Annotated in this window: 20 protein-coding genes; 12 read left to right on the top strand and 8 right to left on the bottom strand. The window is 56.2% G+C overall.

The window, feature by feature from the left end:
* Positions 1–17 precede the first annotated feature (17 nt).
* On the bottom strand, positions 18–929 hold the full coding sequence (gene rdgC / locus P9J57_RS15815) for a recombination-associated protein RdgC (RefSeq protein ID WP_013024839.1): 912 nt from the start codon (positions 927–929) through the stop codon (positions 18–20).
* Positions 930–1,073: 144 nt separating this feature from the next.
* On the opposite strand from rdgC, the gene mak reads away from it, so the two are divergent.
* A complete protein-coding gene (gene mak / locus P9J57_RS15810; RefSeq protein ID WP_013024840.1) occupies positions 1,074–1,979 on the top strand; it encodes a fructokinase in 906 nt (301 codons plus the stop codon).
* Between the two features lie 63 nt (positions 1,980–2,042).
* Here the strand turns inward: mak and P9J57_RS15805 are convergent, their stop codons facing one another.
* From P9J57_RS15805 to sbcD, 3 genes are read right to left on the bottom strand one after another with little or no spacing between them, the layout of a single operon-like run.
* Positions 2,043–2,414 (bottom strand): cell envelope integrity TolA C-terminal domain-containing protein, encoded by a 372-nt coding sequence (locus P9J57_RS15805; RefSeq protein ID WP_014606460.1) that lies wholly within the window; start codon positions 2,412–2,414, stop codon positions 2,043–2,045.
* Positions 2,415–2,424: 10 nt separating this feature from the next.
* Positions 2,425–6,099: an AAA family ATPase gene (locus P9J57_RS15800; RefSeq protein WP_483279288.1), complete on the bottom strand. Its 3,675-nt coding sequence runs from the start codon at positions 6,097–6,099 to the stop codon at positions 2,425–2,427.
* Complete coding sequence (sbcD, locus tag P9J57_RS15795) at positions 6,096–7,292, bottom strand: exonuclease subunit SbcD (RefSeq protein WP_072137841.1); 1,197 nt, start codon at positions 7,290–7,292, stop codon at positions 6,096–6,098. Before sbcD ends, P9J57_RS15800 begins: the two co-directional genes overlap by 4 nt.
* Before the next feature lie 197 nt (positions 7,293–7,489).
* On the opposite strand from sbcD, the gene phoB reads away from it, so the two are divergent.
* The 6 genes from phoB (at position 7,490) to proY (ending at position 14,997) form a co-directional block, all read left to right on the top strand.
* On the top strand, positions 7,490–8,179 hold the full coding sequence (gene phoB / locus P9J57_RS15790; RefSeq protein WP_014606457.1) for a phosphate response regulator transcription factor PhoB: 690 nt from the start codon (positions 7,490–7,492) through the stop codon (positions 8,177–8,179).
* A gap of 14 nt (positions 8,180–8,193) precedes the next feature.
* The gene (gene phoR / locus P9J57_RS15785) at positions 8,194–9,507 is read left to right on the top strand and encodes a phosphate regulon sensor histidine kinase PhoR (RefSeq protein ID WP_013024845.1); all 1,314 of its coding nucleotides are present in this window, start codon (positions 8,194–8,196) and stop codon (positions 9,505–9,507) included.
* A 19-nt stretch (positions 9,508–9,526) separates the two neighbouring features.
* On the top strand, positions 9,527–10,447 hold the full coding sequence (locus P9J57_RS15780; protein WP_105079767.1) for a PstS family phosphate ABC transporter substrate-binding protein: 921 nt from the start codon (positions 9,527–9,529) through the stop codon (positions 10,445–10,447).
* 319 nt (positions 10,448–10,766) lie between these two features.
* The gene (locus P9J57_RS15775; RefSeq protein ID WP_105079766.1) at positions 10,767–11,870 is read left to right on the top strand and encodes a cobalamin-independent methionine synthase II family protein; all 1,104 of its coding nucleotides are present in this window, start codon (positions 10,767–10,769) and stop codon (positions 11,868–11,870) included.
* A gap of 390 nt (positions 11,871–12,260) precedes the next feature.
* On the top strand, positions 12,261–13,580 hold the full coding sequence (gene brnQ, locus P9J57_RS15770) for a branched-chain amino acid transport system II carrier protein (RefSeq protein WP_014593055.1): 1,320 nt from the start codon (positions 12,261–12,263) through the stop codon (positions 13,578–13,580).
* A gap of 70 nt (positions 13,581–13,650) precedes the next feature.
* Positions 13,651–14,997, top strand: coding sequence for a proline-specific permease ProY (gene proY, locus P9J57_RS15765; RefSeq protein WP_013024849.1), 1,347 nt, complete (start codon positions 13,651–13,653; stop codon positions 14,995–14,997).
* Positions 14,998–15,236: 239 nt separating this feature from the next.
* On the opposite strand, the gene P9J57_RS15760 is transcribed toward proY, so the two are convergent.
* The 3 genes from P9J57_RS15760 to P9J57_RS15750 form a co-directional block, all read right to left on the bottom strand.
* Positions 15,237–16,505 (bottom strand): histidine-type phosphatase, encoded by a 1,269-nt coding sequence (locus P9J57_RS15760; protein ID WP_483279287.1) that lies wholly within the window; start codon positions 16,503–16,505, stop codon positions 15,237–15,239.
* A complete protein-coding gene (locus P9J57_RS15755; protein WP_015700848.1) occupies positions 16,505–17,317 on the bottom strand; it encodes an inositol monophosphatase family protein in 813 nt (270 codons plus the stop codon). Before P9J57_RS15755 ends, P9J57_RS15760 begins: the two co-directional genes overlap by 1 nt.
* Positions 17,318–17,537: 220 nt before the next feature.
* The gene (locus P9J57_RS15750) at positions 17,538–18,119 is read right to left on the bottom strand and encodes an acyl carrier protein phosphodiesterase (RefSeq protein WP_014606453.1); all 582 of its coding nucleotides are present in this window, start codon (positions 18,117–18,119) and stop codon (positions 17,538–17,540) included.
* Between the two features lie 101 nt (positions 18,120–18,220).
* On the opposite strand from P9J57_RS15750, the gene queA reads away from it, so the two are divergent.
* From queA to secF, 5 genes are read left to right on the top strand one after another with little or no spacing between them, the layout of a single operon-like run.
* Entirely contained in the window at positions 18,221–19,291 is a 1,071-nt protein-coding gene (gene queA / locus P9J57_RS15745) for a tRNA preQ1(34) S-adenosylmethionine ribosyltransferase-isomerase QueA (protein ID WP_014593059.1), read from the top strand.
* Positions 19,292–19,335: 44 nt separating this feature from the next.
* A complete protein-coding gene (gene tgt / locus P9J57_RS15740) occupies positions 19,336–20,484 on the top strand; it encodes a tRNA guanosine(34) transglycosylase Tgt (protein ID WP_041455999.1) in 1,149 nt (382 codons plus the stop codon).
* Positions 20,484–20,816, top strand: coding sequence for a preprotein translocase subunit YajC (gene yajC, locus P9J57_RS15735; protein ID WP_006117993.1), 333 nt, complete (start codon positions 20,484–20,486; stop codon positions 20,814–20,816). Before tgt ends, yajC begins: the two co-directional genes overlap by 1 nt.
* A gap of 25 nt (positions 20,817–20,841) precedes the next feature.
* The gene (secD, locus tag P9J57_RS15730) at positions 20,842–22,689 is read left to right on the top strand and encodes a protein translocase subunit SecD (protein ID WP_013024855.1); all 1,848 of its coding nucleotides are present in this window, start codon (positions 20,842–20,844) and stop codon (positions 22,687–22,689) included.
* Positions 22,690–22,699: 10 nt separating this feature from the next.
* Positions 22,700–23,668 (top strand): protein translocase subunit SecF, encoded by a 969-nt coding sequence (gene secF / locus P9J57_RS15725; RefSeq protein ID WP_014606451.1) that lies wholly within the window; start codon positions 22,700–22,702, stop codon positions 23,666–23,668.
* Between the two features lie 55 nt (positions 23,669–23,723).
* Here secF and P9J57_RS15720 read toward each other — a convergent pair whose 3' ends face one another.
* Positions 23,724–24,281: a SadB/YajI family lipoprotein gene (locus tag P9J57_RS15720; RefSeq protein WP_013024857.1), complete on the bottom strand. Its 558-nt coding sequence runs from the start codon at positions 24,279–24,281 to the stop codon at positions 23,724–23,726.
* Positions 24,282–24,804 lie beyond the last annotated feature (523 nt).

The following is a 24,804-nucleotide window of genomic DNA, read 5'->3' as shown; positions in this document are numbered from 1 at the left end:
ATCTGCGGCCAAATGCATTAACGCTGAGCTTCGCCACCTAACGCTTCAACCAGATTGCTGGTCAGGGCCGCCAGTTCGCTGGTCATCAGAATAAAGTCTGCATCAAAACGCTGCGCAAAATCTTCCCGATCGATATCATCATTCTGGTCACGCAGCGTATCGCTGAACTTCAGGCGTTTCACCGAGCCGTCGTCGGATAAGACGAACTGAATACGCTCCTGCCAGTCCAGCGCCAGCTTGGTCACCAGCTTACCGGCTTCGATATGGTTGGCAATTTCATCGCACACCAGATCCTGTTTCTTGCAGCGAATCACGCCGCCATCTTCCAGAATGGCCTTGAGCTCGGCTTCGTCCATGAGGGCAAAACCGGCCGGAACATCCCCGGAACGCACCCATTCGGTCAGGGTAAGTTCAATCGGACTTTCCAGCGTCAGGGGCACAACCGGCAGCGAACCCAGGCTTTTACGCAGCAGAGCCAGCGTGTCTTCGGCTTTTTTAGCGCTGGCGCAGTCCACCATGATCAGGTTGTTCACGGTGTCGATCCACATATAGGTCTGACTGAAACGGCTGAACGCACGCGGTAAAAGGCTGTGCAGCACTTCATCTTTCAGCGAATCTTTTTCCGTCTTTTTTAGCTTGCGGCTCTGCTCTGCCTCAAGCTTGTCGATTTTGGCCTCCAGCGCCTGCTTCACGACCGGAGAGGGCAGGATTTTTTCTTCTTTGCGCGCGCAAATGACAATCTGACCGTTGTTGACGTGGGTCAGGGCATCGCTGCGATTGCCCATCGGTGCCACCCACCCGGTCTTGCTCATGTCCTGACTGCCGCAGGGCGAGAAGGTGAAAGCCTCCAGCTGTTTTTCCATGTCGTCTGCAGACAACGGAATGTCACGATTCAGACGATAAACCATCATATTTTTAAACCACAACATCGGGATTCCTTACCGTGGCGCGATCGGGCGCACAAATCTCACTAAGTGTGCGCATGATAGCGAAACATCGGAGCGGTTTCATTGCCTTTCAGGCATTCGCCTTTTAGTGTAGAAAACACCCTAACGAATAATGAGGAATAAACCGTGCGCATAGGCATTGATTTGGGCGGCACCAAAACAGAAGTGATTGCGCTGTCCGGCGAGGGAAAAGAGCTGTTTCGCCATCGGATTTCCACGCCCCGTGACGACTACCGGGCGACCGTGCAGGCCATCGTTGATTTAGTCCGCCTCGCCGAAGAAAAAACCGGCCAAACCGGGACGGTAGGCTTAGGTATTCCGGGCACGATTTCGCCCTATACGCAGCGGGTGAAAAACGCGAACTCCACCTGGCTAAACGGTCAGCCGCTGGATAAAGATTTGGCGCAGGCGCTGAATCGTGACATCCGCATAGCCAATGACGCGAATTGTCTGGCCGTGTCCGAAGCGGTCGATGGCGCAGGCGCGGGGCAGGCACTGGTGTTTGGGGTAATCATCGGCACCGGTTCGGGCGCAGGCGTAGCGATAAACGGCGCGTCACGCATTGGCGGCAACGGCAATGCGGGCGAATGGGGTCATAATCCTTTACCGTGGATGGATGAAGACGAGTTGCGTTACCGCGCGGAAGTCCCCTGTTATTGTGGCCAGCAGGGCTGCATTGAAACCTTTGTTTCCGGTACCGGCTTTGCTATCGACTATCAGCGGTTAAGCGGTGTGGCGCGCAAAGGCGCTGAGATTGTCAAACTGCTGGAGCAGCAGGATCCCGTGGCTGCCCTGGCAATGAGCCGCTATGAAATCCGTCTGGCAAAATCCCTGGCTCAGGTTGTCAACCTGATCGATCCCGACGTGATTGTGCTGGGCGGCGGCATGAGCAACGTGGACCGCCTGTACCAGACGGTGCCCACGCTGATGAAGAAATGGGTTTTTGGCGGCGAGTGTGAAACGCCGGTGCTGAAAGCGATGCACGGGGATTCAAGCGGTGTGCGCGGCGCGGCCTGGCTGTGGCCGGAATAAACGCCGCCGTGGCCTGCGGCCCTGTGCACCTGTGCAAGATACTGAAGGATGCACAGGGCTGGCTCAGCGAACTGGCGCGAAGGCAAAGACGAGCTGCTGTGGGGCGTGCGGTGGAGGCAAAGGCATATCCCGCGCGCTGCTGACGCTCTGCCAGGCCTTCAGGCACAGCGACTCATTTCCTTCCGTTCGCATCACGTTATAGCGCCCATCCGGGCGACGCTGTGCCGTCACCAGGCAACGCTGGCCCACATAGTTTTTCGCATTGTGAAAATTGCGCATGACGGACGCATTGACCTCGCGAATATAGCGGTTCACGTCCTGGCACTGCGCCTGGGGCAGGCCTGACGCGCATTGCGCTTCGGAAGCCTCAGGATGATGACTGCATCCTGCCAGCAGCAGCATCGTGGCCGCCATAATTCCTGTACATCTCAACATAATTAACCTCTTACGTACCCGGCAATTCAAGTTTGCTGTATCCCAGGCCATTCATTTTGCGGACCTTAATTTGCACCGGAATGCGCTCTTTCATCGCCTCGACGTGACTGATCACGCCAATGGTTTTTCCACTGGCATTGAGCGCATCCAGCGCATCCAGGGCGGTATCCAGCGTCTCTGCGTCCAGCGTGCCGAAACCCTCATCAAGAAATAACGACTCGATGCGCGTTTTATGGCTGACCAGATCGGACAGCGCCAGCGCCAGCGCAAGGCTCACCAAAAAGCTTTCTCCACCTGACAGCGTGCGGGTATCGCGTGCGCTGTCCGCCTGCCAGGTATCCACCACGTCCAGTTCCAGCGCATCGATGGCGCGGCGCTGTAAAAGGTAGCGACCATGCAGACGATCCAGCTGGCGGTTAGCTAGCGCCACCAGGTGATCGAGTGTGAGTCCCTGGGCAAAGCGCCGGAATTTATCCCCGGTCGCCGAGCCGATCAGATCGTTAAGCAACGCCCACTGCGCCAGCGTGGTTTCCTCCTGCGCAATCTGAGCCAGCAACGTTTGCTGCTGGGTCCGCAGGCTGGCGTCGCTTTGCAACTGCTGCTGCAGTTGTCCCTGCTGACTGGCGTTCTCCCTCAGAGAATGCCGCAACGCTTCCAGCAGTGTGGTCAGTGCATCGGCGGACTCAGGCATCTTATCGGGTTTAGCCTGCTCATGGGTTGCCAGCCGTTGCTGCAGCTCTGCCAGGCGGGATTGTTGATGGAGCAGATGCTGATCGATCTGCTGCAGTCGCTGGCGAAGCTGTTGCGCTTCATGCTCGTCAAGCAACGCGGCGCGCAGGCTCGCCTCGTCCGGGAATTCAGCCGCAGTCAGCGCGGCGTTGAAGTGCTGCTCAGCGTCCGTCAGGCGAGTGCCCAACCTGTGTAGCTGGCTCTCCAGCAACGTCAGTTGGCCGTGGAGGCGGCTGGCTTCAGCCTGAGACTGCTGCAGCCGTTCACGCTGCTGCGTCAGCTGCGCCTCATGATGCTCGACGCTCTCCTGCATCTGCCGACGGGCCTGAATGACATCCCGATCGCCAAACAACGCCTCACGCTGCTGACGTTTTTCGCGGTATTGCTGGTCCAGTGCGGCGAGCTGCTGTTGCTGCTGATTCAGGCGCTGCTGCTCAAGCTGCAGCTGTTGGCGCAGGGCGTCAGCCTGGCTTTCCGCGCGCGCCAACTGAGGCTGCAAGTTAGCAAGCAACCGCTCACTTTCCTGCCACTGCTGCCAGCGCTGTTGCTGTTCAGCCAGCCAGCTGTCGCGCTGTGCGCTGTCAGGCAGCGTCAGGCCGAAGCCTGCGAATTGTTGCGCCAGCCCCTCCTGGAGCGGCTGAGCATTCGCCTGAGCCTGTTGGTGATGGCGCTGTAAAGTCAGTAACGCCTGGTGTTCGTTCTCCAACTGCTGTTGCGTCAACTGCAGCGTTTGCTGGTGCTGCTGCTGTGTCTGCTGCTGTTGCAGATGCTGTTCTTTTGCCGCCTGATACGTTCGCTCGGCGTGTTCCAGCGTCTCTGTCTGCGAAGTTAATGCCTGTTCCTGACGGCTTTGCGCCTGCAGCCAGTGGTCCAGCGCGTCGGTATCGTTCAGAGTGAAGGTAAGCGCAAGCTCACCGCTCAGTGCCTGCCAGCGCTGGGTCAATGCATCCAGCTGCTGCACTACACTGGCGAGCTCGTCGCGCAGAGACTGCTGCTGGCCCTTCAGGTGTTTTATCTGCTCATTTTTGGCCGTACCGGTTTCGCTCAGTGCTTCCACCTGTTTTTGCAGCACGGCTTTGCGCTGTTGGTTGGCGCTGACTTCGAGCGTGCGGTAGGTTTCAACCGCGGGATGTTCGCAGGAACCGCACAAAGGGCAGGGTTGCCCGGCCTCCAGCCGCGCCCGGTGTTCCTCCAGATCGGCAATATGGCTTTCAAGCTGGCAAATCTTCTCAACGTCGGTGAGTTGCTGTTTCTCCCGCTTCCATGTTTCCCGCAGCGTCAGTAATTCAGCCTCAGCCTGCTGGCAGGCTTTTTCCAGATCCTGTAACCGTTTTTCATACTGACCGCGCTGCTGATGTAGCGGCTGCCACTGGGCTGCAAGTAACGTCAGCGTCTGACGTGCGTCACGCTGTTGAGTTAACTGCTTTAAGGCCTGACGCAAGGCTTCGGGAGGATGCGCCTTATGGAGCGATGTTAGTGCTTGCTCAGCGTCAAACAAGGTCTGCTGCGTGAGTTGCCCGGCCTGCTTCAATGGCGCAAGCTGTTGTTGCAGCTGTTCGACCTGCTGCTGGCGCTGATGAAGCTGCAACGCCTGTTGCTGAATTTGCTGCGCCGACGCCGCCTGATCGGTTTCATGGCGGGCCAGTTGAGCAAAGCGGTCCTGCCACAGCGGAAGATTTTCGCCCCAAACCGGCATATCCGCCAGCTGTTGCCGACGCGCCTGCTGCTGTGCCAGCGCCTGCTGGAGATCGCTGACCTTATGTTGCTCGGTTTGCATCGCCTGTTCACGCTGCGTACAGCTCGCCTGCTGCTGTGCGGTTTCATGCTGCAGCTGTTGAATTTGCTGCTGCAGGGCCGAGAGCGCCTGATCGAGTGGAATAACCTGTCCGCTCAGTAGCGTTTCCTGCTGGTGCTGTTGCAAACGCACCTGTTCGCGCGCCGCTTCGGTTTCCTGATAACGCTGCTGCAACTGCTGCTGCTCGTGGGCCGTCGCCTGCATCTGCTGGTTTAACTGCTGCTGACGCTGTTGCAGCTCCGCGCGTTCAGTCTGCAGGTTGTCGCGCTGTTGCAGCGCACCGCGCAGTTTTTCTGCCGGTTCACTTCGTGCCAGACGCTGGCGATCGGCCTCTGCCGCCTGACTCGCCGCGTTGGCGGCCTGACGGGCGGCGTTCACCTGTTCAGCATCCGCGCTCAGCTGCTGTGCCAGCTGCAGCCACTGCTGCTGCCGCTGAGCGGTGTCAAACTGACGGCTGAGTTGCTGCTCGGCCTCAGTCAGGGCTGCCTGCTGTTGCTGCAGCCCGGCGCGGGTCGCCTCATCAAGCAGTGCCATGCCGCCTGCCCGACTGCGCATCAGTTCCAGCGCATTTTTGGCTTCTTTATGGCGCTCAAACGCGGCCATGGAAACCAGCCCGTAAATTTCCGTTCCGGTCAGCTCTTCCAGCAGCTCTGCGCGCTCATTCGCTTTGGCGTTAAGAAATGCGGCGAACTGGCCCTGTGACAGCATCATTGAACGGGTAAAACGTTCAAAATCCAGGCCGCTAAGCGTTTCGGTAAGCTTGAGCTTGTCGCCCACTTTGTCTGCAACGATCTGATTATCTGCGCAGCGAGCCAGCTCGACGCGGGGAGCCTGCAGTTTGCCGTCGGCCGTGCCTCGTGCGCGGTTCTGGCTCCAGAATGCCCGCCAGGCCTCACCTTTGATTTCAAACTCGACTTCGGCCAGGCACTCGGCGCAGTCGCGCGTCATCAGCGGGTTGTGGCCCTGAGAAATCGCACCCAGGCGCGGCGTCTGGTGATACAGCGCCAGGCAGATAGCGTCCAGTAAGGTGGTTTTACCGGCACCTGTCGCGCCGGTAATGGCAAACAGACCATTACTGGCGAAAGGTTCGGTGCGAAAATCGATAAACCATTCTCCTTTCAGCGCATTCAGGTTTTTGAATCGCAGCGTGAGGATCTTCATGGGTTCGCCTCCAGGTCGGCCAGCGTCTGCTTAAACAGGGTCGTGACCTGGACGATCTGCTTGTCATCAAGCTCCTCATTAAGCGCCAGGCGTCGGGCAAAAACCTCTTCGACCTTAAGTTCGCTCAGGGTTTCGTTATCCGTTTGCGCCAGGCTGTGCTGGCGCTGTTCACGACTGCGGCGTAATAGCAGCACTTCCACCGGTAAATCTGCCGTCAGCGCTTCAACCTGGCGCTGCAGATCGCTTAAGTACTCTTGGGTGGTGACTTCTATATCGAGCCAGACCGGCTTCTCTCCGCTGGGAGGGGAAAGGTGAGCGAGCTGCTCACTGATTTGCGCCAGAGAGCCTTTAAGCATCTGCATCGGCTGGAAGGTGGGAACCGGCAGGGTCAGGGTTTCCAGGCCGCGCGGGCTGAAAGTCAGCAGACAGACACTTTTTTCGCTGCCCAGCTCGTCAAAGCTCAGCGGAATAGGGGAGCCGCTGTAGCGAATATGGTCGCTGTTCGCGACGCGCTGAGCGCGATGAATATGTCCAAGGGCGATGTAATCGGCCGGCGGAAACGCCGAGGCAGGAAACGCATCCAGCGTGCCGATGTAGATATCGCGCACGGAGTCACTTTTGCTGACGCCAAGGGCGGTAAGATGGCCGGTCGCCACGATCGGCAGGGACATGTTCAGCGCCTGTGCCGCCGCGAAGCTGCGCTGATAATGGGCGCTGATGGCCTCCAGCAGGCTGAGCTGTTTATCCCGTCCAGACTGACCGGCCTGGCTGCGCATAATGTCGCGCGGGCGCAGATAGGGAATCGCGCACAGCAGCGCGCCGGGTTCACCCTGACGGGTTGTCAGGATCATGACGTCGTCACTCTCCTGCGGCGTGGCAACGACCCGGGTGTTCAGACAGGCCAGCAGTTCGCGCGATTCATTCAGCGTTGCCACCGAGTCATGATTGCCCGCCAGCACCACCAGTTGACAGCCGCTGGGTTGTAACGCCACCACGAAGCGGTTAAACATTTCACGCGCATAGCTGGGCGGCGTACCGGTATCAAACAGGTCGCCCGCCACAATCAGCGCATCGACCTGATGCTGTTCGATCTGTATTAACAGCCAGTCAAGAAAGGCCTGGTGCTCGGCGGCGCGGCTCTTGTTATAGAAGAACTGCCCCAGGTGCCAGTCCGCGGTGTGAATAATGCGCATAAAACTCCCTGCCAAATCGATTTGCCCGGCAATTATACTGGCTCAGTCACTAAAGCCACAAAACATGTCGTCATGTTGTCATAAATGGTTGTTGCAGGCCGGTTTTTATGGCTAACTTTTTCATAAAAGTGTCACAAAACTGACGCATAATGGCGCCGCAAATATCAGTGAAAGCCGTCCTACCTGCAGGAGTAATAATGGCTAAGCGCATTTTAGTTGTGGAAGATGAAGCTCCAATCCGTGAAATGTTATGTTTCGTACTGGAACAAAACGATTATCAGCCGATTGAGGCAGAAGATTATGACAGCGCCGTCAGCAAGCTGATTGAACCCTGGCCTGACCTGATCCTGCTGGACTGGATGTTACCCGGCGGCAGCGGCATACAATTTATTAAACATCTTAAGCGTGAAGCCATGACGCGTGATATACCGGTCATGATGCTCACCGCGCGCGGCGAGGAAGAAGATCGGGTACGCGGACTGGAAGTCGGTGCCGATGACTACATCACCAAACCGTTTTCCCCGAAAGAGCTGATGGCGCGAATTAAAGCCGTTATGCGTCGTATTTCGCCGATGGCGGTAGAAGATGTGATCGAAATGCAGGGCCTGAGCCTGGATCCCTCTTCGCATCGCGTGATGTCAGAAACCACACCGCTGGAAATGGGGCCGACAGAATACAAGCTGCTGCATTTCTTTATGACCCATCCTGAACGTGTTTACAGCCGTGAGCAGTTACTCAATCATGTCTGGGGCACTAACGTCTATGTTGAAGATCGTACGGTTGACGTTCATATTCGTCGTTTACGCAAGGCGCTGGAACTGACCGGCCACGATCGCATGGTACAAACCGTACGCGGAACAGGTTATCGTTTCTCTGCCCGCTTTTAAACGGAGCTTTAACCGTGCTGGAACGCCTCTCCTGGAAGAGATTACTGTCCGAACTGGTGCTGGCGTGTCTGCCTGCGCTGGTGCTCGGCCTGCTGTTCGGCTATTTGCCGTGGCTGCTGTTACTGAGCGTAGTCGGTATTTTACTGTGGCATTTTTACAACCTGATGCGCCTGTCTCACTGGCTGTGGCTGGATCGCACGATGACGCCACCGTCCGGGCAGGCCAGTTGGGAACCGCTGTTTTACGGGTTGTATCAAATGCAACTGCGCAACCGGCGGCGGCGGCGCGAATTAGGTAATCTGATTAAGCGGTTTCGCAGCGGCGCGGAGTCGCTGCCGGACGCCGTGATACTCACCACCGAAGAGGGCACTATTTTCTGGTGCAATGGCCTGGCCCAGCAGCACCTGGGGCTGCGCTGGCCAGAAGATAACGGGCAAAATATCCTTAATCTGCTGCGTTATCCTGAATTTTCTCGCTATCTACGGCAACGTGATTTCGATAAGCCGCTTACGCTGGTGCTGAATAACCAGCACCACATGGAATTCCGTGTGATGCCCTACAGCGAAGGCCAGTGGCTGATGGTGGCTCGCGACGTGACCCAGATGCATCAGCTTGAAGGGGCACGGCGAAACTTCTTTGCCAACGTCAGCCATGAACTGCGCACGCCTTTAACGGTGCTTCAGGGCTATCTGGAAATGATGAATGACTCCGTCATGAATCAGCGCTCACGGGACAAAGCGTTGCACACCATGTCGGAGCAAACCCGGCGAATGGATAGCCTGGTCAAACAGCTCCTGACGCTGTCGCGCATCGAGGCGGCTCCGGCCATTAATCTGAAAGAAAAGGTTGATGTACCGGTTATGCTCAAACTCCTGCAGCATGAAGCTGAAACCCTGAGCGGCGGACGTCACGCCATCCATTTTCATACCGATCCTCACCTGAAAGTGTTTGGCAATGATGAACAATTACGCAGTGCTATCTCCAACCTGGTCTACAACGCGGTGAACCACACGCCCGAGGGGACGCGCATTGATATCAGCTGGCTGCGCAGCAAGCAGGGCGCGGTATTTACAGTCTGTGATAACGGCCCCGGCATTCCACCTGAGCACATTCCGCGCCTGACAGAACGGTTTTATCGGGTGGATAAAGCGCGTTCACGTGCGACCGGCGGCAGCGGTCTTGGGCTGGCCATCGTGAAGCATGCGCTCAGCCATCACAATGCGCGGCTGGAGATCACCAGCATCCCGCACCAGGAAACCTGTTTTACCTTTACCCTGGCACCACGGTTGATTGTGACTAACGGGATGCAGGAGAATGCGGTTCATTAACTGCTGACGGACCGGAACGATGCGCCTTCTTTTTTTGCTGTTCTTTTCTCTCTTGCCTGCCTTGGTGCAGGCGCAGCCTGTGATGCTTTCAGGCAATCTCAGCAGCGCAGGCTCGGACACGCTCGGCTATCTGATGACCCTGTGGGGCGATGACTTTAGCCGTCAGTCACCCGGGGTAAATGTGCAGGTTCAGGCATCGGGCTCCTCAACGGCGCCAACCGCGCTGACAGCCGGATCCGTCCAGTTAGGGGCAATGAGCCGTCCCATGCAGGCGGATGAGCGCCAGGCGTTTGAGGCGCGATACGGTTATCCTCCGTTGGCCGTGCCGGTGGCGATGGACGCGTTGGTGGTGGTGGTCAACCAGCGCAATCCGCTGACGTCCATCGATCCCCGCCAGCTTGATGCGTTGTTCTCCGTCACGCGTCTGTGTGGCGCACACCAGGTGCCCGAACGCTGGGGCGATTTGGGTCTGCATCAGGCTGAGTGGCAGCAGCGATCTATCCAGCGCTATGGCCGCAACTCGGCCTCCGGCACATGGGGATTCTTCAAGCAGCAGGCGCTGTGTCAGGGCGATTTCCGCAACGACGTGGCGGAGTTTCCCGGCTCGGCGGCGGTGGTACAGGCGGTCGCTGGGGATCCGCGCAGCATCGGTTATGCCAGCTTCGGTTTTCACCTGAGTGGGGTAAAACTGCTGCCGGTTATCACAAAAAGGGGGGAAGCCGTTGCGCCCGATCCTGAATCCATCCGCAGCGGTCGCTATCCCTGGGCACGTCCGCTCTATCTGTACGTTAATAAAGTGCCAGGTAAGCCCTTACCGCCATTGTTAGCCGCCTTTCTGGAACAGGTTCTGTCTAAATCAGGGCAGCAGCGCGTCATCGAGGCCGGCTATCTGCCGCTGTCTGAAACGCAAATGAACCTGGCGCGCGCCTCCCTCCGGTAAGTTTCACCGCTCGCCCACAGGCAAAGGGGTTACCGCCTTCGCCCATGTTTTCCCGTTCCTGCCGCACGTCTGGCAGGGACCTGTGCCGCATCAGGGGCATAAATCCCCGCCGATTGCCTCGGTGCAAACCTCAAGGGGAGCACAGTCAGAATCCGGCCTCGCAACATGAAATTATTTCATCTCAAGTGAATATTATTCGTTTGCACGTGAGCACATCGCGTGGGAATCTACATCCAGACGTTTAGCCATCTGGAAGGCTAAAATAACATTATGTAACTATTCCCGCCCGAAATTATCTGGCCGGTGACCAGGAGTGATCATGCAAAGACAAACCGCCCCGTTTCGCGCCGACACCGTTGGCAGCTTTCTTCGTCCCGCCGCTATTAAGCATGCCCGCGAAAAATTTCATGCGGGTGAGATCGGCGCTGATGAACTGCGCGATATTGAAAACGACGCGATTCGGGACGTGGTCGCGAAGCAGCGTGAAAATGGCCTCAAGGTCGTGACCGATGGCGAATTTCGCCGCGGCTGGTGGCATTTTGACTTTTTCTACGGTCTGAAAGGTGTTGAGCATTTTGAAGCCGAGCAGGGCATTCAGTTCAACGGCGTGCAGACGAAAGCGCACGGCGTAAAAATCACCGGCAAACTGGGTTTTGACGGGCATCCGATGCTGGATCATTTTCGTTTCCTGCAGAGCCTAGCAGGCGATGCGGTAGCCAAAATGACGATTCCCAGCCCGAGCGTGCTGCACTTTCGCGGCGGCCGAAAAGTCATCGACGCTGACGTTTACCCCGATCTCGATGTGTACTTTGACGATCTGGCACAGACCTACAAAGAGGCGATCAAAGCCTTTTACGACGCGGGTTGTCGCTACTTACAGCTGGACGATACCGTCTGGGCCTACCTTTGTTCAGACGATCAAAAGCGGGAGATCCGCGAACGTGGCGACGATCCAGACCAGCTGGCCCGCACCTACGCGCGCGTCCTGAATAAGGCGTTAGAAGGGAAACCGGCCGACCTGACCGTGGGCCTGCATGTGTGCCGTGGCAATTTCCGCTCCACCTGGATTTCTGAAGGTGGCTACGAACCGGTGGCCGAGATCCTGTTCGGCTCCGTGAATGTGGATGCGTTTTTCCTTGAATACGACAATCATCGCTCTGGCGGATTCGAACCACTGCGGTTCATCAAGCCCGGCCATCAGCAGGCGGTGCTTGGCTTAATTACCACGAAGGTGGGTGAACTGGAAGATGCCGAACAGGTGAAAGCGCGCCTGCAGGAAGCGACCCAGTACATCAGCCTCGATCAGATTTGCCTCAGTCCGCAGTGTGGTTTTGCTTCGACGGAAGAGGGCAACAGCCTGAGCGAAGCAGAGCAGTGGCAGAAGATTCGACTGGTCGTGAAGGTCGCGAATCAGGTCTGGTGATAGCGGAATGTGTGCAACGTGGCGCAATAAATGCGCCACTTGTGCATACAAACCCGCCTTTATGCTGATATTTACCATCGCTTGTTTATTTTTAAAGCACATCATCTGATGCCGTTGCAGAGAATATTGATGTGATCCTCTAATATTGATTCAAATTGCGAAATAACCCTCTGGTTTTCCGATCCCGTATTGCCTTTCTTCGCTATAAACGTTTTACTTACCGCCGTTGTCGATTTATCCCTCTGTGAACAGAAAAAAAGCAGCTTAAATCACCTGCGCTAAACCAGACGCTGCGCATAATGCGCTGTCATCATCTGGTCGGTCGTTGTATTAACGCAGCGAGGGGGCAACGCAAACTTATCTTTCATCGCAACATCAGTGACAGGCCGTATGACACATCGTTTAACCGTTAAAGACATTCTCGCGCTGGGCTTCATGACGTTTGCCCTGTTTGTTGGTGCGGGTAACATCATCTTTCCTCCCATGGTGGGTATTCAGTCAGGCGAACATGTCTGGGTGGCCGCTATTGGTTTTCTGCTTACCGCAGTCGGTCTGCCCGTTATCACCGTGATCGCCCTTGCGCGCGTCGGCGGCGGGATTGATGCCCTGAGCACGCCCATCGGCAAAGTTGCGGGTGTGGTTCTGGCCACGGTCTGCTACCTGGCGGTAGGGCCGCTTTTTGCCACGCCGCGTACCGCCACGGTCTCATTTGAGGTGGGCATTGCTCCGCTTACCGGCGATGGCGAGCTGCCGCTGTTTATCTACAGCCTGATTTACTTTGTGCTGGTGATGGTGATTTCCCTCTATCCTGGGAAATTGCTGGATACGGTCGGCCATTTTCTGGCACCGCTAAAAATTGCAGCCCTGACGCTGCTGGGCGTCGCGGCTCTGCTGTGGCCGGCGGGAGGAACGATTCCTGCGACGGCGGACTATCAGCGCGCCGCATTTTCCAGTGGTTTTGTTAACGGCTATCTCACCATGGATACGCTGGGCGCAATGGTCTTCGGCATTGTCATCGTTAACGCAGCACGTTCCCGCGGGATTGATAATGCGGCGCTGTTAACCCGTTACACGGTTTTAGCCGGGGTTATCGCCGGCATTGGTTTGACCCTGGTTTACCTTAGTCTGTTTAAACTGGGCGCAGGCAGTGGTGCATTAGTGGATCAGAATGCCAACGGTGCGGCAATTCTCCATGCTTACGTTCAGCAGACCTTTGGTGATATGGGCAGCTTCTTCCTTGCCGCCCTGATTTTTATTGCCTGTATGGTGACCGCGGTCGGCCTGACCTGTGCCTGCGCAGAGTTTTTCGCGCAGTATTTGCCCTTGTCTTACAAAACGCTGGTCTTTGTACTGGGCCTGTTCTCGATGGTGGTATCGAACCTGGGGCTGAGCCATCTGATTCAGATTTCGATTCCGGTGCTGACGGCTATTTATCCGCCTTGTATCGTGCTGGTCGTGCTGAGTTTTACGCTGAACTGGTGGAATAAAAGCAGCCGTATTATCGCGCCGACTATGCTGGTCAGCCTGCTCTTTGGTATCCTTGACGCCATCAAAACCACCGGGTTTACAGCAGCGTTACCCGCATTGAGTCAGCATCTGCCGTTAGCCGACCAGGGCCTTGCCTGGTTGCCGCCATCACTGGTGATGTTGCTGATTGTGGCGCTGGTCGATCGGTTAAAAGGGGCTGAACAGGTGTCGGTTCACTCGTAACGGCTAAGATTGATTCTTCTTTAACCACGGGCTTGCCCGTGGTTTTTTCATTTCACAGGTACAGGTTGTTATGCAAGAAACCAACAAGCTCAAACGCGGACTGAGCACGCGCCACATCCGTTTTATGGCGCTGGGATCGGCGATCGGCACCGGGCTGTTCTACGGCTCGGCGGACGCCATCAAAATGGCGGGCCCCAGCGTGCTGCTGGCCTATATTATTGGCGGTGCGGTGGCGTACATCATCATGCGCGCGCTGGGGGAGATGTCGGTCAATAACCCTCAGGCCAGCTCTTTTTCCCGCTATGCGCAGGATTATCTCGGGCCAATGGCGGGTTACATCACCGGCTGGACCTACTGCTTTGAAATTCTGATCGTGGCCATTGCCGATGTCACCGCGTTCGGGATCTATATGGGCGTCTGGTTTCCGGAGGTGCCGCACTGGATCTGGGTGCTGAGCGTGGTGCTGATCATCGGCGCGGTCAATCTGATGAGCGTGAAGGTGTTTGGTGAGGTGGAGTTCTGGTTCTCTTTCTTTAAGGTCGCGACCATTATTGTGATGATTCTGGCCGGGTTTGGCATGATCGTCTGGGGGATTGGCAATGGCGGCCAACCGACCGGTATCCATAACCTGTGGACCAATGGCGGCTTTTTTGCCCACGGTATCGTTGGGATGTTGCTGTCGCTGCAGATGGTGATGTTTGCCTACGGCGGTATTGAAATCATCGGTATTACGGCGGGTGAGGCCAAAGATCCGGCAACCTCTATCCCACGCGCTATCAACTCGGTTCCGATGCGTATCCTGGTGTTTTACGTGGGCACGCTGTTTGTCATCATGTCCATTTACCCGTGGAATCAGGTCGGCACTAACGGCAGCCCGTTTGTTCTGACGTTCCAGCATCTGGGCATTGCCGCCGCCGCGTCTATCCTGAATTTTGTTGTGCTGACCGCCTCGCTGTCGGCGATAAACAGCGATGTCTTCGGCGTGGGGCGTATGTTGCACGGCATGGCTCAGCAGGGCCATGCACCCAAAATGTTTATGAAGGTCTCTAAACGCGGTATTCCCTGGGTGACGGTGGTGGTGATGATGTTCGCCATGTTGATTGCGGTATATCTCAACTACCTGATGCCAGAAAAAGTCTTCCTGGTCATCGCCTCGCTGGCGACCTTTGCCACCGTTTGGGTCTGGATCATGATTCTGCTGTCGCAGATGGCGTTTCGACGCAAGATCGGCAAAGCGGCCGCCCGGACGTTAACCTTTGCCTTGCCCGGTGGAAGCTGGACTGCAGGCGCAGGCGTGGCGTTTTTATGTTTCATCATTGGGCTGATTGGCTATTTCCCGGATACCCGCGTTTCGCTGTATGTCGGGATGGTATGGATCGTGGTGCTGTTGCTGGGCTATAAGCTGGTGCGCAAATAACCCACGCTTGCTGTCCCGGTCCCGATATGTGCGGGGTTGGGACAGCCAATAATGACCGGCAACACAAAATAAAATCGGCGAAATGACTCGCCGAAACGGGACAGGGCAAGTGAAACAAACAGAGGGATGATTGACAAAATCATGCTAATGCAAAATGCATCCCCGTTAAATAAGTTGCCGTAAAATAAGACAAATGCCAGCGCGCGCATCAGCGTAAACGCCCGGCCTGTCTGGGTTCATTAGCCCGAAGGCGGCAAGATCATGCTGACCGGAGCCATCGCGTCGTTATCCAGGTGTTTACCCAACTGCGTCAGGGCAGCCTGCAACGGGCACAGCGTCCCGACTGCGGTGATTTGACATCCGGGCTGCCGCCACTCCTGACGTAAAAGCGGATGGCTGTCGTTCACGGGTTGTAACTGACGCAGGCCGTCCAGACTTTGTGCCTGAAAATAGAGGCGCAGGAAGCGCTGATGCGTCTTACTGTCGCGCCAGCGTTCCAGTACCAGACTGCTGCCAGGGGGGATATTGCCCCGCGTATAACCAGGCAGTTGCCATTCAAATCCCATTAAGCGGCGCACCATCGCAATGTTGGTGTCATGTGCCACCAGAAGCAGCCAGCGCACGTCAGGGTCGTTACCTTTAATGGCCTTAAGCATCTGGGACAGCAGCAGAGAACCATGGCGCTGCGCCATATAGAGCACGTCATTGCTGAGATCATAATTAGTGGTGAGAAGAGGAAGCAGAGCGGTGATCTGCCGGGCAGAGGTGATGTGTCCCCATGCCAGTTTCGCGAAAGGGAGGTTCTCGCTGTAGCCCAAACGCAACGTCTCGACCATTGCGGCCATGGCGCTAAGGCCCTCAACATAGACGCTTCCGCTTTTCGTCTGTTTCAACGCCCACGGACGATCGAAAAAGGGGCAATCGCTGCCGGGCCGGCATACCGACTGTTTAAGCAGCGTGATCGCGGGCTGAAGCTGCTGCTGACGCTGCGCTAAATCCCCGGCCGCGTGACGTTTTGCCTCTCGTTCACGTTGGGGATCGGTATGGGCAAAGGGCAGTTTCTCGGTTTGAAAGAGAGGATCGATGTCGCCGGCGACGGTATGAATCGCCACGCCACAGCCGGGAAACGCGCCATCCACCAACGCCTCGGCAGTTGCCCGCGTGCGCTGCAGCGGGCTGGCGCGGACATAGATCGCCTTCGCGTCAGGGCAACCTGCGTTAAGTAAACCCAACTGGCGATAGTGCTCCCCTTCCCAGCGGGCCTTATTGACCACCGCGCTGTAGCCATGGCCCGTCAGTTCGCCGTCCGCCGTGCTCCAGACGTACCACGGCTGCTGGCTTGCCGCTTCAATCTCTGTGCGATTACCCGGCGTCGGCGGACGTACCCCGTGTCGGCTCAACTCCACGACTTTCTCAAGTTGGTACTCGGGGGCGGCGTGCAGCGGCCCCGCCAGAAGCCAAAAAGTGCAGAGCATAAACCAATGTCGGGGCAGGTAGGCAGACATCATCAATCCTCAATTTCGTGCGTGGCGAGCAGCGCTTTAATTTGCGGATAGATTACCGCATTCGCCAGCAAAACAGGATTGCCCTTTTTCAGGCCGTCGTTGCGCAAATAATCGTTAGTCACCCCACCGGCCTCGCGCATCAATACGATGCCCGGCAGGCCGTCCCACGGATGCATATGCGCTTCATAATAGCCAATCAAGCGACCTGCAGCGGCCCAGGCACTGGTTAACGCGCCGGAGCCGATGCGAATAAACATCCCGCCTTGCCTGAGCAGGGCATCGATGAGCTGCGTCACGTGCTCTCCGGGAATCCGACTGGAATTACTGATTCCCAGCAGGCCCTCATTAAGCTGTTGGGCTTTATGCACCTCAAGTCGGGTATCGTTGAGCCAGGCACCACTGCCTTTGCGGGCATGAAACAGTTCGTGATGATTGGGATCGCAAATCACGCCCACGACGGGCTCACCGTCGCAAACAATTGCCAGCGATACGCACCAGTTATGCAACCCGTTCACAAAACAGGCGGTGCCATCGATGGGATCGATCACCCATACAATACGGGCACCCTGAGTGTCACCGCCGCTCTCTTCTCCCAGAACGGCATCATCAGGATAGCGCTCCGAAATCAGTGACTTAATTAATTCTTCAACGTTGCGGTCAGCGTCACTGACCACATCCTGAAGGTCCCTCTTATGTTCCACCACCAGTTTTTGACGCTGTTGATACCATGACCAGGCGCGGCTTGCGGCCGCACGGGCGATTTCGCAGGCGTAATGATAGCGCGCGTCAATCTCAGAATGCGAAGCGGATGACATGTTTCCCTCTTATGATTTTTAAAACATATCGGATAAAGGAAGCGCCTGAACAGGCGGTCTGACAGTGAGAGCATCGTGAATCATAGTTAAGCAAGACTTATTAAGCCGCAGACCGGAACCAATGGCAATACGGCCGTGCTACTGACTGCGCGCTTTTTCAGCGTTACAGGTTTGTGGTGCGATGAAATGCGCTCACAAACCTGACGCCGTCAGGGGAAGGTTACAACTGTTGATCGGCTGCCAGCTGCATCAGACGCGGATAAAACTGAAAAAAGCAGGCCTCAAACGCGGAGTAATGCGCCGTAAAATCGTGATAAGAGTCGCGCAGGGCGGCCAGCCTGGGGCGACGGCTCGCCATGCCATTCAGTACCCGTTCGAGACGTTCCGGGTCGGCGTAATGTTCGAACCAGCGTTCACGCCACATTACGGCATTGAGCGCTTTAAATTCGTCGGGTGTGGCAGCCAGCTGCGGAACAATTTCGCTTTCGGCGTTGGCCGAAAATTGTTTTAGCGAGTGCGCCTGATGGAAGCGATCCCAGTGACGCGCCAGAAAATGGTCCCAAACGACATCCAGCGTAATGGGCGCAACGCGGTAGGTTTCTGCCCGAAAAAGCTGGCGTGCCTCACGCACTTCCGGCAGGGCATCGGTCATGACATCAAGCCGGCGATGCATCAGAATGCCGTCGGCCACCGGTTTGGGCCAGTGTTGATGCGGCGCACCGCGAACAAAATCCGCCATCAGATTGCCGAGGAGTGAGCTGTCTGCAAGATGGGCTAAGTGAAGATGAGCAAGAAAATTCATGCGCTATTATAAGCGCAACTCGCTTTGCGCAGCCAGTTGTTCAGAATTGTTCGATTTTCCGCTAAACTGTGCCGCCTGTTTTTCTGAGTAAGAAGTCTTTCATGCGTGTCGCCGATTTTGCTTTTGAATTGCCCGAATCCCTTATCGCCCATTACCCTCAGGCGCAGCGTAGCGGTTGTCGCTTGCTGTCGCTGGACGGCCCGAGCGGGGCGCTGGCCCATGGCGTTTTTACCGATGTACTGGACAAGCTTCAGCCTGGCGATCTGCTGGTGTTTAACAACACGCGCGTGATCCCGGCCCGGGTGTTCGGGCGTAAAGCAAGCGGCGGCAAAATTGAAATGCTGGTAGAGCGCATGCTTGATGACAAGCGCGTGCTGGCACACGTTCGGGCGTCCAAAGCGCCGAAGCCAGGCGCAGAATTGCTGCTGGGCGACGATGAGAGCGTGAAAGCCACGATGGTCGCGCGTCACGATGCGCTGTTCGAGATTGCATTCGAAGACGATCGTGCCGTGCTGGACATTCTCAACAGCGTAGGCCATATGCCGCTGCCGCCGTACATTGACCGCCCGGATGAAGAAGCGGATCGCGAGCTTTACCAGACGGTCTACAGCGCGCGCCCTGGCGCCGTGGCGGCACCGACCGCCGGCCTGCACTTTGACGAACCCTTAATTCAGGCGCTAAAAGACAAAGGCGTTGAGATGGCTTTTGTCACCTTGCACGTTGGGGCAGGGACGTTCCAGCCGGTACGCGTAGAGACGATTGAAGAGCACCATATGCACGCCGAATATGCGGAAGTGCCGCAGGAGGTGGTGGATGCGGTGCTGGCCTGCAAAGCGCGCGGCAACAAGGTGGTGGCGGTAGGCACCACCTCGGTACGCTCGCTGGAAAGCGCAGCCAAAGCCAGTCAGGATGCGCTGATTGCGCCATTCTTTGATGACACCCAAATCTTTATCTATCCGGGCTATGAGTATCAGGTAATTGATGCGCTGATCACCAATTTCCACTTGCCCGAATCGACGTTGATCATGCTGGTCTCGGCCTTTGCCGGTTATCAGCACACGATGGCTGCTTATCGTGCGGCGGTGGCGGAAGAATACCGTTTCTTCAGCTACGGCGACGCGATGTTTATCAGCAAAAACCCCCAGGCGCCGCTGGAAAAAGTGGGCGCCTGATCTGTTTACTTTGAACATCGGACTGTTTCTCCGATGGAGGTCTTGTGAAATTTGAGCTTGATACCACAGACGGTCGCGCGCGTCGCGGTCGTCTGATTTTCGATCGTGGCGTGGTGGAAACCCCGGCCTTTATGCCCGTGGGCACCTATGGCACCGTGAAGGGCATGACGCCGGAAGAAGTGCAGGAAACCGGCGCGCAAATTATTTTGGGCAACACCTTCCACCTCTGGCTGCGTCCCGGCCAGGAAATCATGAAGCTGCACGGCGATTTGCATGATTTTATGCAGTGGAAAGGCCCTATTCTGACCGATTCCGGCGGCTTCCAGGTCTTCAGCCTGGGCGATATTCGTAAGATCACCGAAGCCGGCGTCCATTTCCGCAACCCGATCAACGGCGATTCTATCTTCCTCGATCCGGAAAAATCGATGGAGATCCAGTACGACCTGGGATCGGACATCGTGATGATCTTTGATGAGTGCACGCCGTACCCGGCGGACTGGGATTATGCCAGGCGCTCCATGGAGATGTCTCTGCGCTGGGCACAACGCAGTCGCGACCGTTTTGACAGCCTGGGTAACAAAAATGCGCTGTTTGGCATTATTCAGGGTTCGGTTTACGAAGATTTACGTGATGTCTCTGTGAAAGGTCTGGTAGAGATCGGCTTTGATGGGTACGCTGTGGGCGGCCTGGCGGTCGGTGAACCGAAAGAGGATATGCACCGTATTCTTGAGCATGTTTGCCCGCAGATCCCAGCGGATAAACCGCGTTACCTGATGGGCGTGGGTAAACCTGAGGATCTGGTCGAGGGCGTACGTCGCGGCGTGGATATGTTTGACTGCGTCATGCCAACGCGCAATGCGCGCAATGGCCACTTATTTGTGACCGATGGCGTGGTAAAAATTCGCAATGCCAAGCATAAAGATGATGTTTCGCCGCTGGATGCAGAGTGCGATTGTTACACCTGTCGCAATTACAGCCGCGCGTACTTGCATCATCTTGATCGCTGTAACGAAATACTGGGCGCGCGTCTCAACACGATTCATAACCTGCGCTACTACCAGCGTCTGATGGCGGGTTTACGCCAGGCTATCGAAGAGGGTAAATTAGAGCGCTTTGTTAGCGAGTTCTACCAACGGACGGGCAAAGCGGTTCCGCCTTTAACGTCTGATAATTCATCAATGAGGGAAATTTAATGAGCTTTTTCATTTCTGACGCTGTGGCTGCAGCAGGCGCACCGTCTCAGGGAAGTCCGTATTCTCTGGTGATCATGCTGGTCGTCTTCGGCCTGATCTTTTACTTCATGATCCTGCGCCCGCAGCAGAAGCGTGCAAAAGAGCATAAGAAGCTGATGGATTCTATCTCCAAAGGTGATGAAGTCCTGACGAATGGTGGCCTGGTGGGTCGCGTAACCAAAGTGGCAGAAACCGGCTACATTGCGATTGCGCTGAACGACACTACTGAAGTGGTTATTAAACGTGATTTCGTGGCTGCCGTCCTGCCGAAAGGTTCTATGAAGGCGCTGTAATTTTTACTTCCCTAAGGGAACTGCCGTGTTAAATCGTTATCCTTTGTGGAAGTACATAATGCTGGTCGTGGTGCTTGTCATTGGCCTGGTGTATGCACTTCCCAACCTTTATGGTGAGGATCCGGCTGTTCAGATCACTGGCGCGCGCGGAAGCGCCGCCAGTGAGCAAACGTTGGATCAAATTCAGAACGTATTAAAACAAGACAATATTCAAAGTAAGTCTGTTGCGCTGGAAAATGGCGCGATTACCGCGCGTTTTGCCAATACGGATGTGCAACTGCGTGCCCGCGAAGCGATCATGAAAGCGCTGGGCGAAAACTATGTGGTCGCGCTTAACCTTGCACCGGCCACGCCGCGCTGGCTGACGCTGCTGGCGGCACAGCCCATGAAGCTTGGCCTCGATCTGCGTGGTGGTGTGCACTTCCTGATGGAAGTGGATATGGACACTGCCCTGAGCAAACTGCAAGAGCAGAATGCTGACAGCCTGCGCAGCGACCTGCGCGAAAAGAATATCCCTTATACCAACGTCAACAAGATTGCTAACTACGGCGTGGAAATTCGTTTCCGTGACGCAGCCAGCCGCGATGCTGCGGTTAAGTGGCTATCCTCGCGTCATCAGGATCTCGTCATTAACAGCAGTGGCGATGATGCACTGCGCGCCACCATGACCGATGCCCGCCTCAGCGAAGCACGTGAATATGCGGTTCAGCAGAACATTACTATCCTGCGTAACCGTGTAAACCAACTGGGTGTTGCAGAACCGCTGGTACAGCGTCAGGGTTCTGACCGCATCGTGGTTGAACTGCCAGGTATTCAGGACACCGCGCGCGCCAAAGAAATTTTAGGTGCGACGGCGACGCTGGAATTCCGTCTGGTTAACACCAGCGTGGATCCTACCGCCGCCGCCAGCGGCCGTGTACCGGGTGATTCTGAAGTGAAAGACATGCGTGATGGACGCCCTGTGGTGCTCTATAAACGCGTGATCCTGACCGGTGACCACATTACCGATTCCACATCCAGCATGGATGAGTACAACCAGCCTCAGGTGAACATTTCACTGGACGGCGCGGGCGGTAATATCATGTCTAACTTCACCAAGGACAACATCGGTAAGCCGATGGCGACCCTGTTTGTGGAGTACAAAGACAGCGGCAAGAAAGATGCTAACGGTCGTGCCATTCTGGTGAAACAGGAAGAGGTGATCAACGTCGCCAATATCCAGTCTCGCCTGGGTAACAGCTTCCGCATCACCGGTATCAGCAACCCGAACGAAGCACGTCAGCTGTCGCTCCTGCTGCGTGCCGGTGCGCTGATTGCGCCTATCCAGATTGTGGAAGAGCGGACTATTGGTCCAACGATGGGGCAGCAGAACATTACTCAGGGTCTGGAAGCCTGCCTGTGGGGCCTGGTCGCCTCTATCCTGTTTATGGTGCTGTACTACAAAAAGGTGGGCCTGATTGCCACCAGCGCACTGCTGGCAAACCTGGTACTGATTGTCGGTATCATGTCACTGCTGCCGGGCGCCACGCTGACGATGCCTGGCATTGCCGGTATCGTGCTGACGCTGGCGGTGGCGGTCGATGCCAACGTACTGATCAACGAGCGTATTAAAGAAGAACTGCGTAACGGGCGTAGCGTGCAGCAGGCAATTCATGAGGGCTACAAAGGCGCCTTCTCCAGTATTGTCGATGCTAACGTCACCACCCTGATCAAAGTGGTGATTCTGTATGCGATCGGTACGGGTTCCATTAAGGGCTTTGCGATTACAACGGCTATTGGTATTGCGACCTCAATGTTCACATCGATTGTCGGTACCCGCGCCATCATTAACCTGATGTACGGTGGCAAGCGCATCAAAAAGCTGTCTATCTGAGGAGTGCGTTGTGGCACAGGAATATAACATTGAGCAGTTAAACCATGGCCGTAAAGTCGTCGACTTTATGCGCTGGGATACGCTGGCATTTATCATTTCGGGACTGTTAATCATCATCTCGATTGCCATTGTTGGCGTACGTGGTTTTAACTGGGGTCTCGATTTCACCGGCGGTACGGTGATTGAGATCAACCTGGAAAAACCCGCTGACCTCGACACGATCCGTGCCGAGCTGGTCAAGGCGGGCTTTCAGGAGCCGCTGATCCAGAACTTTGGTAGCAGCCGCGACGTGATGGTGCGTATGCCGCCTGTCACGGGGCCTGCAGGCACAGAGTTAGGCAACAAAGTGGTCACGGTGATCAACCAGACCACCCAGCAAAACGCCACGGTAAAACGTATCGAGTTTGTTGGACCGAGCGTGGGTAGCGATCTGGCGCAGGCCGGAGCGTTGGCTCTGCTGTCGGCACTGATTGCGATTCTGATCTACATCGGTATTCGCTTTGAGTGGCGCCTGGCGCTGGGTACGGTGCTGGCGCTGGCGCACGACGTGATCATCACCTGTGGACTGCTGTCGCTGTTCCGGGTTGAAGTCGACCTCACCATCGTGGCCTCGCTGATGTCGGTTATCGGTTACTCGCTTAACGATAAAATCGTGGTTTCGGACCGTATTCGTGAGAACTTCCGCAAAATTCGTCGCGGCTCTTCTTACGACATTACCAACGTGTCCCTGACCCAGACGTTGAGCCGTACCTTGATCACCTCGCTGACGACGCTGGCGATGATCCTGATCCTGTTCATCTTTGGTGGTGCGCTGCTGAAAGGCTTCTCGCTGACCATGCTGATCGGTGTCACCATTGGTACGATTTCGTCGATCTACGTCTCTTCAGCGCTGGCGTTGAAGCTGGGCATGAAACGCGAACACATGCTGGTACAGAAAGTGGAGAAAGAGGGCGCAGATCAGCCTTCAATCCTGCCGTAATCGTTGCATGATAAAAAAGCCGCCAGTTCAGACAACTGGCGGCTTTTTTTTGTCTTTATGGTGTGGGTACAGCCGTTTTGGCCAGTACCTGATGAATCCGCACATAGCCAAGCTGGTCCGGCGTAATACCGCCCAGGCGCAACGGCACAATGACCGAACTGCGTGGCGTCAGCGAGGCGGGAATCCGGATGGTTTGCGTCAGGCTGTCGGCCTCAAGCGGTTTACCGGTCGCGGGATCGAGCTGGCCCCAGACTACGGTAGCCTCCAGCCCCGGCAGCGGCGTATTATCCCGCGTCTGTAGGGTCAGGTTAGCGCGTGAGCCGTTGGCTTCAGCCTCAACACGCGATAAAGACAAGCGAAGCGTGCCGGCCTGGGTTTGTAATTCAACGGGCGTATTGGCCTGAGGTAATAACCAGGCACCCTGCTGCGAATGTCCGTTAAGCTGCCCCTGAATCTCCACCGCGCTTGCCTGGCTGGTAAGCCGCTGCATCTGCTGGTTCAACTGACTAACTTCCTGATGAAGTTGTTTAACCTGTGGCTGCCCGGCCGTTGTGCTGCAACCGCTCAACAGCATCAGTGAGAGGGCGGCGGGGGCCCAAACCATCCTGATCATTATTTATCCTTATCCGTTATAAAGAAATGGCCAGAAACTGTCCGGGTGAAGGTTATCCGGTGTGGCTTCTGTGTTTCATTAATATTCATGGCATGGCTCTGTCCGGTTTCGCCTGGGTAACCTGAAAGGGCCAACAGCACGTTATCTTCCAGGTTAGCGATGTCGTCAAGCCTGTCCTGAGCGGCCAGACGGCGGTTTGTTCGTTAACGGAATTGTCTGAACGGCAGGGGAGCCGAGTCAGCCTTCTCCCGTTGTCCCGCTCAGGCAAAGGCTGCTGCCGTAATGCGCTGAAGCTGTTACGGCCCGTTCACGCGTTCCTGTGTGTGTGCCGGTGTCTCTGGTGAGGGAGGCTGGCGGTCTGCTCACCACATCCCGCCTGCGGCTCTGTAAGCGTCGTGCTGTTTAACGTCGCTGGCCTGTTGCCCGCTCAGGCTGTGAGGCAGGCAGGGGAAAGCACGGGAATCGATTTTGTTGACCTGCAGTTCGCGCTACACTGTATAACCCATTTATCTCGTGTCAGGAA

It is taken from the genome of Pantoea sp. nfd-35 (assembly GCF_056892255.1).
Note: the sequence above shows the minus strand (reverse complement) of the source record. Positions and strands in the feature narration are given on the sequence as shown.

Excerpts from the sequence above, each read along its gene's own strand:
- rdgC (WP_013024839.1), bottom strand. The coding sequence starts at position 929 with ATGTTGTGGTTTAAAAATATGATGGTTTATCGTCTGAATCGTGACATT.
- P9J57_RS15805 (WP_014606460.1), bottom strand. The coding sequence starts at position 2,414 with ATGTTGAGATGTACAGGAATTATGGCGGCCACGATGCTGCTGCTGGCA.
- P9J57_RS15800 (WP_483279288.1), bottom strand. The coding sequence starts at position 6,099 with ATGAAGATCCTCACGCTGCGATTCAAAAACCTGAATGCGCTGAAAGGA.
- sbcD (WP_072137841.1), bottom strand. The coding sequence starts at position 7,292 with ATGCGCATTATTCACACCGCGGACTGGCACCTGGGGCAGTTCTTCTAT.
- phoB (WP_014606457.1), top strand. The coding sequence starts at position 7,490 with ATGGCTAAGCGCATTTTAGTTGTGGAAGATGAAGCTCCAATCCGTGAA.
- P9J57_RS15780 (WP_105079767.1), top strand. The coding sequence starts at position 9,527 with ATGCGCCTTCTTTTTTTGCTGTTCTTTTCTCTCTTGCCTGCCTTGGTG.
- P9J57_RS15775 (WP_105079766.1), top strand. The coding sequence starts at position 10,767 with ATGCAAAGACAAACCGCCCCGTTTCGCGCCGACACCGTTGGCAGCTTT.
- brnQ (WP_014593055.1), top strand. The coding sequence starts at position 12,261 with ATGACACATCGTTTAACCGTTAAAGACATTCTCGCGCTGGGCTTCATG.
- proY (WP_013024849.1), top strand. The coding sequence starts at position 13,651 with ATGCAAGAAACCAACAAGCTCAAACGCGGACTGAGCACGCGCCACATC.
- P9J57_RS15760 (WP_483279287.1), bottom strand. The coding sequence starts at position 16,505 with ATGATGTCTGCCTACCTGCCCCGACATTGGTTTATGCTCTGCACTTTT.
- P9J57_RS15755 (WP_015700848.1), bottom strand. The coding sequence starts at position 17,317 with ATGTCATCCGCTTCGCATTCTGAGATTGACGCGCGCTATCATTACGCC.
- P9J57_RS15750 (WP_014606453.1), bottom strand. The coding sequence starts at position 18,119 with ATGAATTTTCTTGCTCATCTTCACTTAGCCCATCTTGCAGACAGCTCA.
- queA (WP_014593059.1), top strand. The coding sequence starts at position 18,221 with ATGCGTGTCGCCGATTTTGCTTTTGAATTGCCCGAATCCCTTATCGCC.
- yajC (WP_006117993.1), top strand. The coding sequence starts at position 20,484 with ATGAGCTTTTTCATTTCTGACGCTGTGGCTGCAGCAGGCGCACCGTCT.
- P9J57_RS15720 (WP_013024857.1), bottom strand. The coding sequence starts at position 24,281 with ATGATCAGGATGGTTTGGGCCCCCGCCGCCCTCTCACTGATGCTGTTG.